The sequence below is a fragment of the Natrinema hispanicum genome (assembly GCF_900111485.1).
In the GTDB taxonomy this organism is placed as follows: Archaea; Halobacteriota; Halobacteria; order Halobacteriales; family Natrialbaceae; genus Natrinema; species Natrinema hispanicum_A.
In genome coordinates this window covers 55,272-68,711 of sequence record NZ_FOIC01000010.1, presented here as the reverse complement: position 1 = coordinate 68,711, position 13,440 = coordinate 55,272, and the positions used below count along the sequence as shown (strand labels likewise).

General features: G+C 62.4%; 16 protein-coding genes. 9 read left to right on the top strand and 7 right to left on the bottom strand.

The annotated features are described in order from the left end of the window. Positions 1-73 precede the first annotated feature (73 nt). Positions 74-619: a DNA starvation/stationary phase protection protein DpsA gene (dpsA, locus tag BSG09_RS11065; protein ID WP_092933074.1), complete on the top strand. Its 546-nt coding sequence runs from the start codon at positions 74-76 to the stop codon at positions 617-619. 248 nt (positions 620-867) lie between these two features. Here the strand turns inward: dpsA and BSG09_RS20825 are convergent, their stop codons facing one another. Next, positions 868-1,041, bottom strand: a complete 174-nt coding sequence (locus BSG09_RS20825; protein ID WP_008010337.1) for a hypothetical protein — start codon at positions 1,039-1,041, stop codon at positions 868-870. Positions 1,042-1,290: 249 nt separating this feature from the next. Between BSG09_RS20825 and BSG09_RS11060 the strand changes: the two genes are divergently transcribed. From BSG09_RS11060 to BSG09_RS11050, 3 genes are all read left to right on the top strand, one after another. Further along, positions 1,291-1,614 carry a hypothetical protein gene (locus BSG09_RS11060; RefSeq protein ID WP_092933072.1) on the top strand — a complete coding sequence of 108 codons (324 nt, stop codon included), beginning with the start codon at positions 1,291-1,293 and terminating at the stop codon, positions 1,612-1,614. A 72-nt stretch (positions 1,615-1,686) separates the two neighbouring features. Further along, positions 1,687-2,226, top strand: a complete 540-nt coding sequence (locus tag BSG09_RS11055) for a macro domain-containing protein (protein ID WP_092933070.1) — start codon at positions 1,687-1,689, stop codon at positions 2,224-2,226. 103 nt (positions 2,227-2,329) lie between these two features. Then, the gene (locus BSG09_RS11050) at positions 2,330-2,752 is read left to right on the top strand and encodes a universal stress protein (protein WP_092933068.1); all 423 of its coding nucleotides are present in this window, start codon (positions 2,330-2,332) and stop codon (positions 2,750-2,752) included. A gap of 90 nt (positions 2,753-2,842) precedes the next feature. Here the strand turns inward: BSG09_RS11050 and BSG09_RS21575 are convergent, their stop codons facing one another. The 4 genes from BSG09_RS21575 to pyrB all read right to left on the bottom strand — a co-directional run bounded on the left by BSG09_RS21575 (position 2,843) and on the right by pyrB (position 5,609). After that, positions 2,843-2,965: a hypothetical protein gene (locus BSG09_RS21575; protein WP_277613171.1), complete on the bottom strand. Its 123-nt coding sequence runs from the start codon at positions 2,963-2,965 to the stop codon at positions 2,843-2,845. 68 nt (positions 2,966-3,033) lie between these two features. Further along, complete coding sequence (locus tag BSG09_RS11045; protein WP_092933066.1) at positions 3,034-3,879, bottom strand: hypothetical protein; 846 nt, start codon at positions 3,877-3,879, stop codon at positions 3,034-3,036. Positions 3,880-4,186: 307 nt separating this feature from the next. Beyond that, on the bottom strand, positions 4,187-4,675 hold the full coding sequence (gene pyrI, locus BSG09_RS11040; RefSeq protein WP_092933064.1) for an aspartate carbamoyltransferase regulatory subunit: 489 nt from the start codon (positions 4,673-4,675) through the stop codon (positions 4,187-4,189). Then, a complete protein-coding gene (gene pyrB, locus BSG09_RS11035; RefSeq protein WP_092933062.1) occupies positions 4,668-5,609 on the bottom strand; it encodes an aspartate carbamoyltransferase in 942 nt (313 codons plus the stop codon). The genes pyrI and pyrB overlap by 8 nt, the downstream gene beginning before the upstream one ends. 168 nt (positions 5,610-5,777) lie before the next feature. Here pyrB and BSG09_RS11030 point away from each other — a divergent pair, with 168 nt between their 5' ends. After that, positions 5,778-6,404, top strand: coding sequence for an RAD55 family ATPase (locus BSG09_RS11030; protein ID WP_092933060.1), 627 nt, complete (start codon positions 5,778-5,780; stop codon positions 6,402-6,404). Positions 6,405-6,650: 246 nt separating this feature from the next. Here the strand turns inward: BSG09_RS11030 and BSG09_RS11025 are convergent, their stop codons facing one another. Further along, positions 6,651-7,616, bottom strand: a complete 966-nt coding sequence (locus BSG09_RS11025; RefSeq protein ID WP_092933058.1) for an FKBP-type peptidyl-prolyl cis-trans isomerase — start codon at positions 7,614-7,616, stop codon at positions 6,651-6,653. Positions 7,617-7,704: 88 nt separating this feature from the next. Here BSG09_RS11025 and cyaB point away from each other — a divergent pair, with 88 nt between their 5' ends. The 4 genes from cyaB (at position 7,705) to BSG09_RS11005 (ending at position 12,269) form a co-directional block, all read left to right on the top strand. After that, positions 7,705-8,247: a class IV adenylate cyclase gene (gene cyaB / locus BSG09_RS11020; RefSeq protein ID WP_092933056.1), complete on the top strand. Its 543-nt coding sequence runs from the start codon at positions 7,705-7,707 to the stop codon at positions 8,245-8,247. A gap of 84 nt (positions 8,248-8,331) precedes the next feature. Next, a complete protein-coding gene (locus BSG09_RS11015; RefSeq protein ID WP_092933054.1) occupies positions 8,332-9,537 on the top strand; it encodes a methionine adenosyltransferase in 1,206 nt (401 codons plus the stop codon). Between the two features lie 215 nt (positions 9,538-9,752). Next, the gene (locus BSG09_RS11010) at positions 9,753-11,009 is read left to right on the top strand and encodes an MFS transporter (protein ID WP_092933052.1); all 1,257 of its coding nucleotides are present in this window, start codon (positions 9,753-9,755) and stop codon (positions 11,007-11,009) included. Positions 11,010-11,090: 81 nt separating this feature from the next. After that, complete coding sequence (locus BSG09_RS11005; protein ID WP_092933050.1) at positions 11,091-12,269, top strand: tRNA sulfurtransferase; 1,179 nt, start codon at positions 11,091-11,093, stop codon at positions 12,267-12,269. Positions 12,270-12,352: 83 nt separating this feature from the next. Here BSG09_RS11005 and citE read toward each other — a convergent pair whose 3' ends face one another. Then, positions 12,353-13,396 carry an L-malyl-CoA/beta-methylmalyl-CoA lyase gene (gene citE, locus BSG09_RS11000; RefSeq protein WP_092933048.1) on the bottom strand — a complete coding sequence of 348 codons (1,044 nt, stop codon included), beginning with the start codon at positions 13,394-13,396 and terminating at the stop codon, positions 12,353-12,355. Positions 13,397-13,440: the final 44 nt, after the last annotated feature.

Genomic DNA, 13,440 nt, shown 5'->3' with positions numbered 1-13,440 from the left:
TCTTTAGGCATACCAAAGAAATCTTTACTGATAGACTGGTTTTAAGTGAGTTGCGAGTCTATCCATAGAGAGGATGAGCACTCAAAAGACCGTCCGCCAGTCGGCTGACAGCGTCAAAGAGAACAGCCTTCGCCTCGAGCAGGACAAGGCCGAACAGATCGTCGACGCGCTAAACACGGAGTTGGCCAACGCCTACGTCCTCTACCACCAGTTGAAAAAACACCACTGGGTGGTCGAGGGAGACAACTTCCTTGCACACCACCGGTTCCTCGAAGAGGCGTACGAACACGTCGAGGACGGCGCAGATGAGATCGCTGAGCGCGCACAGGCGCTCGGTGGCGTCCCCGTCTCGGGCCCGACAGCCCAAGAAGAACGCGCCACCGTCGAGTTCGAGGGCGAAGACGTCTACGACGTCCGTACGATGTTCGAACACGACCTCGAACTATACGGCGACATCATCGAATCGATGCGCGACAGCATCGAACTCGCCGAGAACCTGGGCGACCCGGCGACCGGCGAGATCCTGCGTGAGATCCTCGTCGACCTCGAGGAAGACGGCCACCACTTCGAACACTACCTCGAAGACGACACGCTGGTCAGCAAAGACGCGACACACTAAGCACGACCCTCACAGCGACCGACGCAGACACACGGTCCGACGGCGCGTCGACGGCTGTTGGAGCGGAGGGCCGACCAGCAGAGACGGCTTTTTGACCAAGTCCAATAGAAGCGAAGCGCCGGGTGCGATCGAGACGCGTACAGCACTGTCAACGAGTCACACCGATCGCATAACGGCCACGCGATCGAATGTGCAGTAACTGGCAGTAGCGACGAGCGAGATGCTGGGCGTCTCGAACGACAGCGAGCTTAGGGCTCGAGGTCGACGATCAGATCCGTCGCGATCCAGCCGTCGCTGTTGTTTTGTTCGGTGAAAACAACTTTTCCGGGGCGGGTTTCGTGACTCGTCACGGCTACTGCTGGCTCCTCGAACTCTGGAGTATCGGCTGCGTCTGTGTCTTCCCTGCGAGCGGGCACGTCCATCACGATGAGTTAGGCGAGCCTAATTCTAAAAAGGTTTTGGTCGGCCTAAGACGTGGTGCTGGACAACGGCGTCCGGCGACCAGTCTCCTGTTCGATTGGTTCATACGGTCTGCTATCACTGTGTACCGGCGTACTCGCATGACGGGTCGCGGGTGTGCCGGCACTGACTGGGAGGAGTCCGTATCAGTCGTTGATGGATACCACACGAAGATAGTACCTTTTTTCGTACCGGAGCGATTTCATCGTCATATGAGTTCACACGAGAACAGGTCACAGGGGCCAATGGAACGGCGCGGTCGGGATTTGGTCGCCCACCTGTTCGACGTCGATATCGAACGCATCGAATCTCTGAGCTGGTCGCTTGGCAACCGAATCACCACCGAGGCGGATGCAGACCAGCGCTTTCGATTCGATCACCAGCGGTCTACCCGTTCCGTGACTGCGTTCGAGGTAACCGACTACACGTGCGTGCTCCGACTGCGGACTCCAGTCGGTCGCGAGAAGTTTTACGGGGTTGCAAGCGCCGATGTCGAGCCCAATCTGATCGCCACCGACTGGGTTCGGACGGCATGAGCCGCGTCGAAGCGGGTCCCACGGATCGGTCTCACGAGTAGCTTCATTGGGCTTGGTACGGAACGACCGCACATGGAGTACGACGTCGTCCAGGGTGATATCGCCGCACAGTCAGCCGACGCGCTCGTCAACGCCGCTGGCACGAGCCTCCGGATGGGCTCCGGTGTCGCCGGGGCGCTCCGACGCGGCGCGGGCGCGGAGATCAACGAGGACGCAATGGCGAAGGGACCGGTCGATCTCGGCGACGTCGCAGTCACCGACGCCTACGACCTCGACGCCGAATACGTCATCCACGCGGCTGCAATGCCCCACTACGGTGACGGTCAGGCGACCGCCGAAAGCATTCGGAACGCGACCCATCACAGTCTCGCAAAAGCCGACGAACTCGGCTGCCGGTCGCTCGTGATTCCGGCACTTGGCTGTGGCGTTGCCGGCTTCGATCTCGAGGAGGGAGCAGCAATCATCGCTGACGTGACCGCCGACTACGATCCGGACACGCTTGAGGACATTCGTCTAATCGCCTACAGCGATTCGGAGTACGACACGATACAGGCAGCGACTGCGACCACAGCGAACCCGGACCCGAACGGCTCACCTGATCCAGACCGGTAGCGATGTCTCCAGTGAGTGCTCGCGCCGACCGTCAAGACGGGAAACAGGTTTTGAGAAACGGTAGTAGTTTTTCCACGGGGCAGGTTCAATCATCATCTGAATAATGTACGATACGATCCTGATTCCAACCGACGGGAGCGAACAAGCCGACCGTGGCATCGACCATGGACTCGACCTCGCGGCGCAATACGATGCAACAGTGGTGTGTCTCTACGTCGTCGACGAGCGGCGATACGGCAGACCGCCAGCGCTCGGCACTGTCGAGGTCGACCACGAGAAACACGAAGACGAGGCCATGGAACTGCTCAAAGAGATCGAAGAACGTGGCCACACCCTCGGCGTCGAAGTCGAGCACGAGTGTCGACGTGGCAACCCCTGGGACGAGATCGTCACCTTCGCTGAACGCGAGGATGTCGATCTGATCGTGATGGGACGACGCGGTGTGACCGACGACCGCCGAACCTCGCTTGGCAGCGTCACCGAACAGGTCATGCGTCAGACGGAAATCCCCGTTCAGGCAGTCTAACTGGGCCAGACCATAGTAGCCACTGAACGTTACTGCACACGCGAGCGCACGAGGGCTGTGCGATCGGTGTGTTACTCGCTTCAGTTGTTACTAAAGCGCGTCCGTCACTCGCTCGAGCGCTGGTCGGATGCCGACCGGGTCGTTGTCGGGTTCCAGCTGGTGCCAGCCGGCTACGAAATCCCGCTCGAACGACGCCTGCTCTCCGGACTCCACTGACGGAGGTCCGTGTCAGAAAGCGACGCTGCACGCGATGGCCGCTTTCGCACTGATAGTCGCCAGTATCAGGAATCCGATTCCGAAGCCGGTTCACCGTGAGTGACACCCTCGCGCTCGTCGGCCTGCATCCGGCGGAGGGCCGCGCGGCCGCTGCCCGCATCGTAGCCGAAGAAGACTCCCTTGGCGTACTCCTGGGCGACTTCGCTCGCGTGGATCAGGTTGTCGATGTCGACGTTGACCGCGTACAGTTCGATGTTAAACGGCGTCTCGAGTGCGCTTTCGAACCCTTTGGCGATCGTCTCGAGCCAGTAGGTCGTCCCATAATTCGTGTCGTACAGCGGGACGACGAACTCGTCGACATACTCCTCGATGGCCTCGAGGTCGATGCCGGCGCGCTCGTAGAGGTGGCCGGGGTAGGGATCGGGGTAAAGGGTCATATAGACGGTCCCAGGAATGCGATCGACGGCTTCCTCGACGAACTCGGTGATGACGCTGGCGCGCCATTCCATGCGGTCGTCGAACTCGCTTGCCTCGAACGCCTGCTCGCAGACGCCACAGTGGCAGTATTCAGCGCGTGGGAAGCCGATATCGTCGAGACGCACGTCCTCGTTTTCGGCGACACAGTCGTCGATGACCTCGAACAGACCCTCCCGGTAGTCTTCGCGGGACGGACAGATGTAGGCCCAGTCGAAGTAGGGCTGTTGGCGGTCGGCTGGCCGACCCATGTCGTCGACGGGCATCAGCGACGGATCGGCGTCGGCAGCGGCGTTATCGCCGAAACAAGAGACCATATTGACCCCGTCGGCGATCGGGTCAGAAGACCGACCGGTCACGTCTTTGACCTCGTAGAAGCCGCGCTCGAACTCCGGCCATCGTACTTCTTCGGCGTTACGGGTGACGACGCCGTACATAATTCAGGGTACGCCGCCGTCACCGTAAGCCGTTCGGAATAGAGTGCTCTCCTGTCTCTCCACCCGATCGCAACAGGTGTGCGATCAGTCTCGATCGGGTTGTCCAGCAGTCGCCTATTCAGCCGGGTCGTAGTCGACTTCGACGTCGTCGGAGCCGCCGAACGTGACTTTGTAGAGGACGGCGACAACGAACAGGGCGAGTACGATCTTGACAGTACGTGACATGTACAGGTGGAGATTGGGTGGCAAATACTTAGGTATTCTGGATGATCGTCTCGGCGAGAAACCAAGGACAGTCGACAGCCGCTTACGTGTCGATCAGGGACGCGATTTCTTCACGGACGATCGTCCCACAGTACCCACAGCGCACGCCGTCTTCCAGAACCGCGAATCGAGAGGTGACGGGTTCACCGCTCGTCGTGATACAGCCGGCGTTGGGACAGGAGAGGACACCGTCGACGACGTCGGGCCGTTCGACGCGGTGTTTCTCGACGACGTCGAAGTCACGGACGATGTTGATGGTCGCATCGGGCGCGATCAGCGAGAGGACATCGACTTCGTCCTGGCTCAGCTCGCGGCCTTCGACCTTGACGATGTCCTTGCGCGCGAGCCGATCGGAGGGAACGTTCATCCCGACCGAAACCTCCTCGCCGTCGCTGCCGTCGATGCCCAAGATCGCGAGCACGTTCAGTGCCTGCCCGCCACGGACGTGATCGATCACGGTCCCGTCACGAATCTTGCTGACCCGCAGTTCGTGCTCGTCGTTGCCGTCGTGGTGGTCGTGATCGTTACTCATCTCCCTCACCTCCGATCGCCTTGTCGTCGCTCAACAGCAGATCCAGCAGCGCCATCCGAACCGGCACGCCGTTGTGGGCCTGCTCGAAGTACGCCGCGTGCTCGGTCTCGTCGATCTCGGGGGCGATCTCGTCGACGCGGGGTAGCGGGTGCATGATCGTCAGGTCGTCGCTTGCGGCCTCGAGCGTGTCGGAATCGATCTGGTACTCGCCGGCGACTTTCTGGTACTCGTTTTCGTCGGGGAACCGCTCGCGCTGGATCCGCGTGACATAGAGGACGTCCAGCGATGGCAGGATCTCCTCTAAGGAGTCGTGTTCACGAATTCCCGGCGCGTCCTGCTGGTGGAGGTCGTAGACGACCTCACGGGGCAACTGCAGGCTCTCCGGGCTGATGAAGTGCTGGTGGGCGTCGAAGTTCGTCAGCGCGTAGGCCAGCGAGTGGACGGTCCGGCCGTACTTCAGATCGCCCATGATGCCGATCGTCAGATCGTCTAAGCCGGCGTTCTCCCGGATCGTGTAGAGATCGAGCATCGTCTGAGTCGGGTGCTGGCCCGCACCGTCCCCCGCGTTGACCAGCGGGACGTCGACGAACTCGCTGGCCATCGTCGCTGCCCCCTCCTTGGGATGGCGCAAGACCAACGCGTCGGCGTATCCCTCGATGACGCGGACGGTATCTGCGAGCGTTTCCCCCTTCTTGACGCTCGAGGACTCGATTGAGCCCATATCGACGACATCGCCGCCGAGGCGTTTCATCGCGGTCTCGAAGCTCATCTTCGTCCGCGTGCTCGGCTCGAAAAAGAGCAGCCCGAGCAACGTCCCAGCGTGACGGTCGGCGACGGCCGACGGGTCGGCGTCGATCTCGGCCGCGTAATCGAGGACGGTCTCGATGTCCGCCCGCGAGAATTGTTTGCTCGTGATGAGGTGATCGTGGCGCATTCGTTCGTGTAGGCTGTGGCGTGCCCCTTGAATCTCTCCATTCGAGGCGGCGAGCCAGTTGACACGAGATGCGAACCGGGCGCGCGACATATCATGTTCCTTATTAACGGAGACCATGATACTAAGGCAAAGAGTTATACAGGCACTACAGCAATTGGTTACAATTGTATGGTCGGTCGGCTGGATACCGGAATCAGCGTGCTCGATCGCAAACTCGACGGTGGACTGCCGCCGGGGTGTCTCGTCGCGTTTGCTGCCGAGCCAGCCAGCCAGTCCGAACTCCTCCTCTACGAGCTTACGGCCGCGCGCGGAACGTTGTATCTCTCGACCGAACGCACCGACGATGCCGTCCGCCACGCCATCGAGACCTCGCCGTCCTCGGTCGGCAGCCCCACGGTCAGACACGTCGCCAGTGACACGCCCCTCGAGGAAGCGACACAGCTCATCGGCGCGCTCCCCGACGGTGCCAACCTCATCATCGACACGCTGGACGTCTTAGAACGGACCGACACGGACGACTACGTCGACTTTCTCAACGAACTCAAGTCCACGATGCTCGAGACCGGCAGCATCGCCATGCTCCACTGCCTGAAGGGCCACAATGAACCCGCAAACCGGATGCGGACCTACCATGCCGTCGATGCCGTGTTCGATCTCCGGACCGAGATCGCCGGCACCGAACTCGAAAATCACCTGACGATACCGAAGTTCCGTGGCGGCCGCCAGCCGACCGAGGCGATCAAACTCGAGTTGACCGAGGAAGTGGCGATCGACACGAGCCGCGACATCGCGTAACGCGTCGACAACGGCTTCAACTGAGACGGGCTGGTGTCCCGCCCGGTGGGCCCGCAGGCCGGTCGCGGTCGCACTGGCACAGACTGACAGGCGTCCGGCTGCCTCTCTCAGTCCCAGCGAGACTCAGCGACGGCTGGCCGGGCGCCATCGATGCACCGCTCTTTGCCCGCGGTGAAAACTGGAACCAACGCGCGTTCGAACTCGTCAGTATCGGTTTCGAAAAACAACAGAATTTGGCGGGCTGTGTTACTCCTCTGCGCCTTCGAGCTCTTCGACGATCTCGTCGGCATCGACGTCGGCGTCCTCGAGGGCGTCCTCGATGTCGCCGCCGCCCATACCGCCCATGCCGCCCATCATACCGCCCATGCCCATGCCACCCATGCCGTCGATGACTTCCTGGACGATGACGCGGTCGACGCCGACCTTCTCGATGATGTCCTGACCGATCTGCTGTTTGCCCATCATCCACTGCTGGTTCATCGTCATCTGGGGCGTGGACTCGAGGTAGAGCGTCTCCTTCTCGACGGTTTCGGTCTCGAATTCGGGTTCGGCGTCCTCGTCGTCTTCGTCGGGTTCGACGGGGACCTCTTCCTCGACTTCGTCCGTCTCGATCCAGAGTTCGGGCTCCATCCCGAGGTACATCTCGAAGAGACCGGCGGCCTGCTGTTCGCGGTCGTCGACGACCTCGAGGATCTCGTACTCGTACTCGACGTCGTCACCGGCCAGCGGGTGGTTGAAGTCGACACGGGCGCGGCCGCCGATGATCGTGCTGATGTAGCCCTGCTGGCCGTCGATCTGCACGTTCGCACCGGGGTAACGGTCGTCCTCGTCGATCTTGTCTGCGCTGACGGTCTGGACGTTGTCCGGGTCGTACTCGCCGAAGGCGTCCTCGGCGGGGATCGTCACGGAGCCGGAGTCGCCGGGTTCGGCACCGACGAGGGCGTCCTCGACGCCCTCGAAGATGTGGCCCTCGCCCAGGACGATCGTTCGCGGCTTGAACTCCTGGCCCTGGTCGTCGACGCCCTCTTCTTCGGCGACTTCGGGGTCGGTCGTGTCGACCAGTTGTTCGTCCTCGACGGTGTAGGCGGTGTAGTCGAGTTCGACGAAGTCGCCTTCCTGAAGCCCCTCGGCTTCGTCGGCGGCTTCCTCAGCTACTTCTTCGTCGACGTCATCGGCCTGCTCGTCGAGCTCGGCCTCTTGATCCTCAGTCATACGTTGTACGTCCGCCCGTCTACATTTAAGTACGACGTTTTCGGGCGAGAGCGACCGATACTTACGACCGTCGTCCGTTCTCGAGACTATGTACGAGGTCGAAGTGAAGGTACCCGCCGATCTCGAGGCCGTTCGTGACCGCCTCGAAACACGGGAGGCGACACGGCTGGGCTCGGTCGTCCAGGCAGATACCTACTACAACGCGCCACATCGTGATTTCGCCGAGACCGACGAGGCGTTGCGGATTCGCTCGGAGCGCCCCGCCGACAGTGCCGAAAAAACCCGCGTCACCTACAAGGGCCCGCTCGTCGACGAGGAGACGAAGACCCGCGAGGAGTTCGAAACCGGGATCGAAGACGCAGAGACGACCGACGCAATCCTGACAAGCCTTGGCTTCGAACCCACCGCGACCGTCCGCAAGGACCGCGAACGGTTTTCGCTCGATGGGTACACGATCACCCTCGATTCGGTCGATGACGTCGGCGAGTACGTCGAAGTCGAGACCGAAGTCGCAGCCGAAGCCGACCTCGAGGACGCTCGAGAGGGAGCCTACGAGGTCCTCGAGCGGCTGGAACTCGATCCCGACGACCAGTTACGGACGTCGTATCTAGGCCTGCTGCTCGAGTCCTGATCGACTCTCGAATAACCAGCAAGCATTTTCTGACTTGTATCTGTTTCCGCAAGTTATACGACCACGCTCGGTCAAGTGCCGCCAATGAGCGAGCGGAACATTCGAGTCGAATCTATCGACCGGCAAGCGGTCGAGGATCAGGAGGTCGAGATCGTCGAACGAAAGGGGATCGGTCACCCCGACTCTATCTGTGACGGAATCGCCGAGAGCGTCGCCGGAGCGCTCGCCCGCGAGTACATCGACCGTGTCGGTGAAGTCCTCCACTTCAACACCGACGAGACCCAACTCGTCGCGGGCGAAGCCGCACCCGCCTTCGGCGGCGGCGAAGTCGTCGACCCCATCTATCTGCTGATCGTCGGCCGCGCGACCAAACACTACGACGGGCAGGCCATCCCCGCCGAGACCATCGCGCTACGGGCCGCCCGCGAATACCTCGAGTCTGAGATTCCCCACCTGACCGTCGGTGAGGACATCGTCGTCGACGTCAAACTCGGTGAGGGCAGCGGCGACCTGCAGGAAGTCTTCGGCGAAGACGAAGTGAGCGTCCCGATGGCAAACGATACGAGTTTCGGCGTCGGCCACGCGCCGCTGACCGAGACCGAACAGATCGTCCGCGAAGCCGAGCGCCGACTAAACGGCGAGTACGCGGCCGAAAACCCCGAAGTCGGCCCGGACGTGAAGATCATGGGCAAACGCGAGGGCGATACGATCGACGTCACCGTCGCCGCAGCGATGGTCGACGAATACATCGCCGATCTCGACGACTACATCGAGGCCGTCGAGTCCGTCCGAGAGTTCGTCGATGGCGTCGCTCGCGAACACACTGACCGCGAGGTTGCCGTCCACGTCAACACGGCCGACGACTACGAGGAGGGCTCGATCTTCCTGACCGTCACCGGGACGTCCGCCGAACAGGGTGACGACGGCTCTGTCGGTCGGGGGAACCGTGCGAACGGGCTCATTACGCCCAACCGCTCGATGTCGATGGAAGCGACCAGCGGGAAAAACCCGGTCAACCACATCGGAAAGATCTACAACCTCCTCTCGACGGAGATCGCCGAGAGCGTCGTCAGCGAGGTCGACGGCATCCGTGACCTTCGCGTCCGACTGCTCTCCCAGATCGGCCGGCCGATCGACCAACCCCACGTCGCCGACGTCCAGCTCGTTACCGACGACGGCGTTGCGGTCTCCGACGTCGACGCTGACGTCGAAGCGATCGTCAACCGTGAACTCGCTAACGTCACCGAGATCACTCGCAGCGTGATCGAAGGCGAACTCACGACGTTCTAATCTCGATCGTCTCGCGTCGCAGCCCGGTCACACGCACTCGAGGTCCGTCGTCACCGTTGGATTGGGCGGCTTGACCCACGTCGAACCGTCGGCCCTTCGCCTGCGCCGGCCTCGACAGAGGTGTCGGAATACATAAGCACTGCTCATACGTACAGTCGTCCGAATCGAAACTCGTCGGAATCCAGTGATTGCTCCGAACCAGATCGTGACTATTCGTGTCTGACTCGAGTCGTGACTCCGCCCGCTCAGTCGTCTATGCCGTCGTCGCGAGTACCTTCTTCGTCGGCTTCGGCGGCGGCGTCGTCTTTCCGATCCTGCCGAATCTCGGCGAAGTGCTCGGGATTTCGGCGTTCATGGTCGGCGTCATCCTCTCGGCGAACCGCTGGACGCGGCTGTTCGCGAACGCGCCCGCCGGCGTGCTCGTCGATCGAATCGGTACCCGAACGCCGTTCGTTGCGGGGCTTGCCATCGAGGGTGCTGCGACCGCCGGCTACGTGGTCGCGATCACCTCTACGGTCCCCGAATTCTGGTTCGTCCTCGCGCGGATCCTGTGGGGCGTCGGCAGCGCCCTCGTGTTCGCGACGGCGTATACGATTACCGCCGACACCAGCGAGGCAGACTCACGCGGGACGAGCATGGGTATCGTCCGCGCCGGAATCACGTTCGGCTTCCCCGCCGGCATGGTCCTCGGTGGGATCGTCAGCGAAGTCTACAGCAACGTCGCTGCGTTCGTCCTTGCGGCCTCGTTTGCCGGTCTCGCAAGCGTCATTGCGTACGTCATCGTCCCCGAAACGCACGTCGACAGCCCCGACTCGTCGGTCAGACCGTGGGACGTCGAGACCACCCTGCCCGCGCTAACCATCGGGCTAGTCAACTTCGGACTCTACTTCGCGTACTTCGGCGTGCTGTTCTCGACGCTCGTGTTGTATCTCGAGGCCGAATCGATGACGCTCGCCGTCGAGGTTGCGAGAATTGGCATCGAATACGGCGAACAGGGTACGTCCGGCCTGCTGATGGCTGTCTCGGCACTTTCGGGAGCCGTTTTCACGATCTCCGGTGGAAAAATCAGCGACAGCGTCGGCGCTCGGGTTCCGGTCCTGCTGGCCTTTCTCGTGACGAGCTGTGCCGGGTTCGCGGTCCTGACGGTTGCACACTCGCTTGCGATCGTCGTCGCCGGCTGTACGTTGATCGGCGCGGGACAGGGCGGCGTCGGCGGCCCCCTGACCGCTCTGCTGGCGGATCTCACGCCCGAGGACCGTATGGGGCGGGCGATGGGGACCAACAACGTCTTCGGTGACGTCGGCGGTGCGCTCGGCCCATTGATCTCACTGCCCTTCGCGGACGCGATCGGCTTCGACGTGCTCTACGCGCTCAGTGCCGTCATTCCGCTACTGGCCGGTGTCGTGCTCGTCGTCGGGATTTACACCTATACTGGTAGTCTGAGTCCGACGGTCGACGAGTCCGCCGTCTGAGACGGTGGGTCTGCGCTCGACCGCTCGAGACCGATACGCACCTCGTAATCCCCTTATAGTCGCAACCATCTATCACAGCCCATGCATCCCCCGGGAGCCGACACCGTCCTCGTCCGTCATGGGGACGTCAACACCAAGAGCAACACCGTCAAGCGGTACATGGAGGGGCTCCTCGTCGAAAACATCGAGGCCCTTCTCGCTGACCGCTCGATTCCCGGCGAGGTCGAACGCCGGTGGAACCGGCCGTTGATTCACACGAGCGAAGACGCCATCGAGGACGCAACCGCGGCCGTCACGGACGCCTTCGGCGTTGTCTCCGCGAGTCCCGCCCTGGTCGTCAGCACCGAGAAAGCACGGATCATCGAAGCCCTCGAGGAGACCGCCCGCGCGTGCTACAACGGTGGGACGTTCGCCGTCGACGCTCGCCGCGCCGACAAGACCCTGCCCTACGACAGCGAAGATATCGCTCGCGAGGGCGGGACCGCCATCTGGGAGGCCGTTGACGACGACTTCGAACCCGAAGTCGATCTCGACGATCCCGACCTGACCTTCGGCGTCGAAGTCCGCGAGGAGCTGACTTTCATCTACCTCGAGACGGTTCCTGGCCCGGGCGGGCTGCCGCTTGGCTCACAGGAACCGGTCATCGCGCTGGTCAGCGGCGGGATCGACTCGCCGGTCGCGGCCTACGAGATGATGCGCCGGGGCAGCCCGGTCGTCCCGGCCTACGTCGATCTCGGCGATTACGGCGGCATCGACCACGAAGCACGTGCGATGGAGACTGTCCGGATCCTCTCGACGTACGCACCGAACTTCGACATGCAAGTCTACCGGATCCCGGGCGGTGAGACGGTTGATCTGCTGGTCAACGAGATGGAACAGGGCCGAATGCTTTCGCTGCGTCGCTTTTTCTACCGCGCCGCCGAAACGCTGGCCGACCGCGTCAATGCCAACGGTATCGTCACCGGTGAGGCAGCCGGCCAGAAATCCAGCCAGACCGTCCGCAATCTCGGGGTGACCAGCCGTGCGACACGGCTCCCGATTCACCGGCCACTGCTGACGTGGGACAAAGCAGACATCGTCGCGAAAGCCCGCGAGATCGGGACGTTCACCGATTCGACGATCGATGCCGGCTGCAACCGTGTCACACCTGGCCGCGTCGAGACCAACGCCCGCCTCGAGCCGCTGCTCGCAGCCGAGCCCGACGACTTACTCGAGCGCGCCGCGGCAGCGGCCGCGGACGCGACGCTGGTCACTCTCTAACGCTGGTTCTGGCGGATGCGTCTTACATCCCGCTGATAAAAGAAACCGCGAGTGAAATCGCAATCAGCCGCCGATTGCGCGCGTTACGTGTACGACAGCTCGAGGTCGCGAGCGCGCTCGAGCAGGTCCTCGTCGTAGTATTCTTCAGTCTGTGCGGGGCGGGTCTCGTCGATCGCACGGACCTGCTGGACCGTGTTGCGGAAGACCTTGAACGTCGCTTCGTCGACCATCTGGCCGTCGAGCGTGACCGCGCCGGTCCCCTCGGCTTTGGCCTCGTTGAAGCGTTCGATCTTGCTCACGTCACGCTCGAGTTCCTCGGGCGTGGGCATGTGGACGGTGTTGGCCTGGATCGTCTGCTTTGGGTACAGCGACCAGGAGCCGTCGAGGCCGAGGTGGGCTTCGTGTTCGACCTGGTCGGCATAGGCGTCGGCGTTGTAGTAGGTCAGGCCGGCGCGTTCCTTGAACAGGTCGTCGAAGGGGCCGCCGATACAGAGCAGGTCGGCGGCGCTGGCTTCGTTCGAGAGTGCCTCGAGGAGGCCGTCCCAGCGCGGGCGGCCGTCACCGAGGTCACGCGCACCCAGTTCGGCCGCGTAGTCGACGGGGCCGAAGACGAGAGCGGTGAGCCGGGAGTCTTCACCGAATTTGGAGATTTCACGGAGGTCCGAGCGGGCGCGGCCGGTCTCGATGATGATCGAGAGTTTGATCGAGCCATCAGCGTAGCCGTGTTCGGACTCGGCTTCGGCAACGGCTTCGGCGGCGCGTTTGACGTCCTCGACGCGGCCGACCTTGGGGACAACGACGCCATCGATCTCGTCGCCGATTTCGCCGACGAGCTGGTCGATCTGTTCGCGACCGCGGTCGCGGAACGAGGCGTCCTCGTAGCTCCACTCGACGCGAGGCCAGATCTCGCCGGGGAAGTCGTAGTCCGGGACGAGATCGATCGTGTTCTCGAGGCCCTCGTCTTTCATGTTCGGCGCGGTGCCGTCTTCCATGTCGGGGACGAGCCAGTCGGGGGCCTGGAAGCCCTCGGCTTCAAGACCCGAGCGCAGATACTTCGCGGAGTCGTCTTTCGGAACGGCGGCCGGTGCAGTCTGGAACGTACGGCAGAGTCGAATGTCGTCAGTCATGATTTGAATTGGTAGTCGTCTGCGGTCGTTTGTAACGATCGATC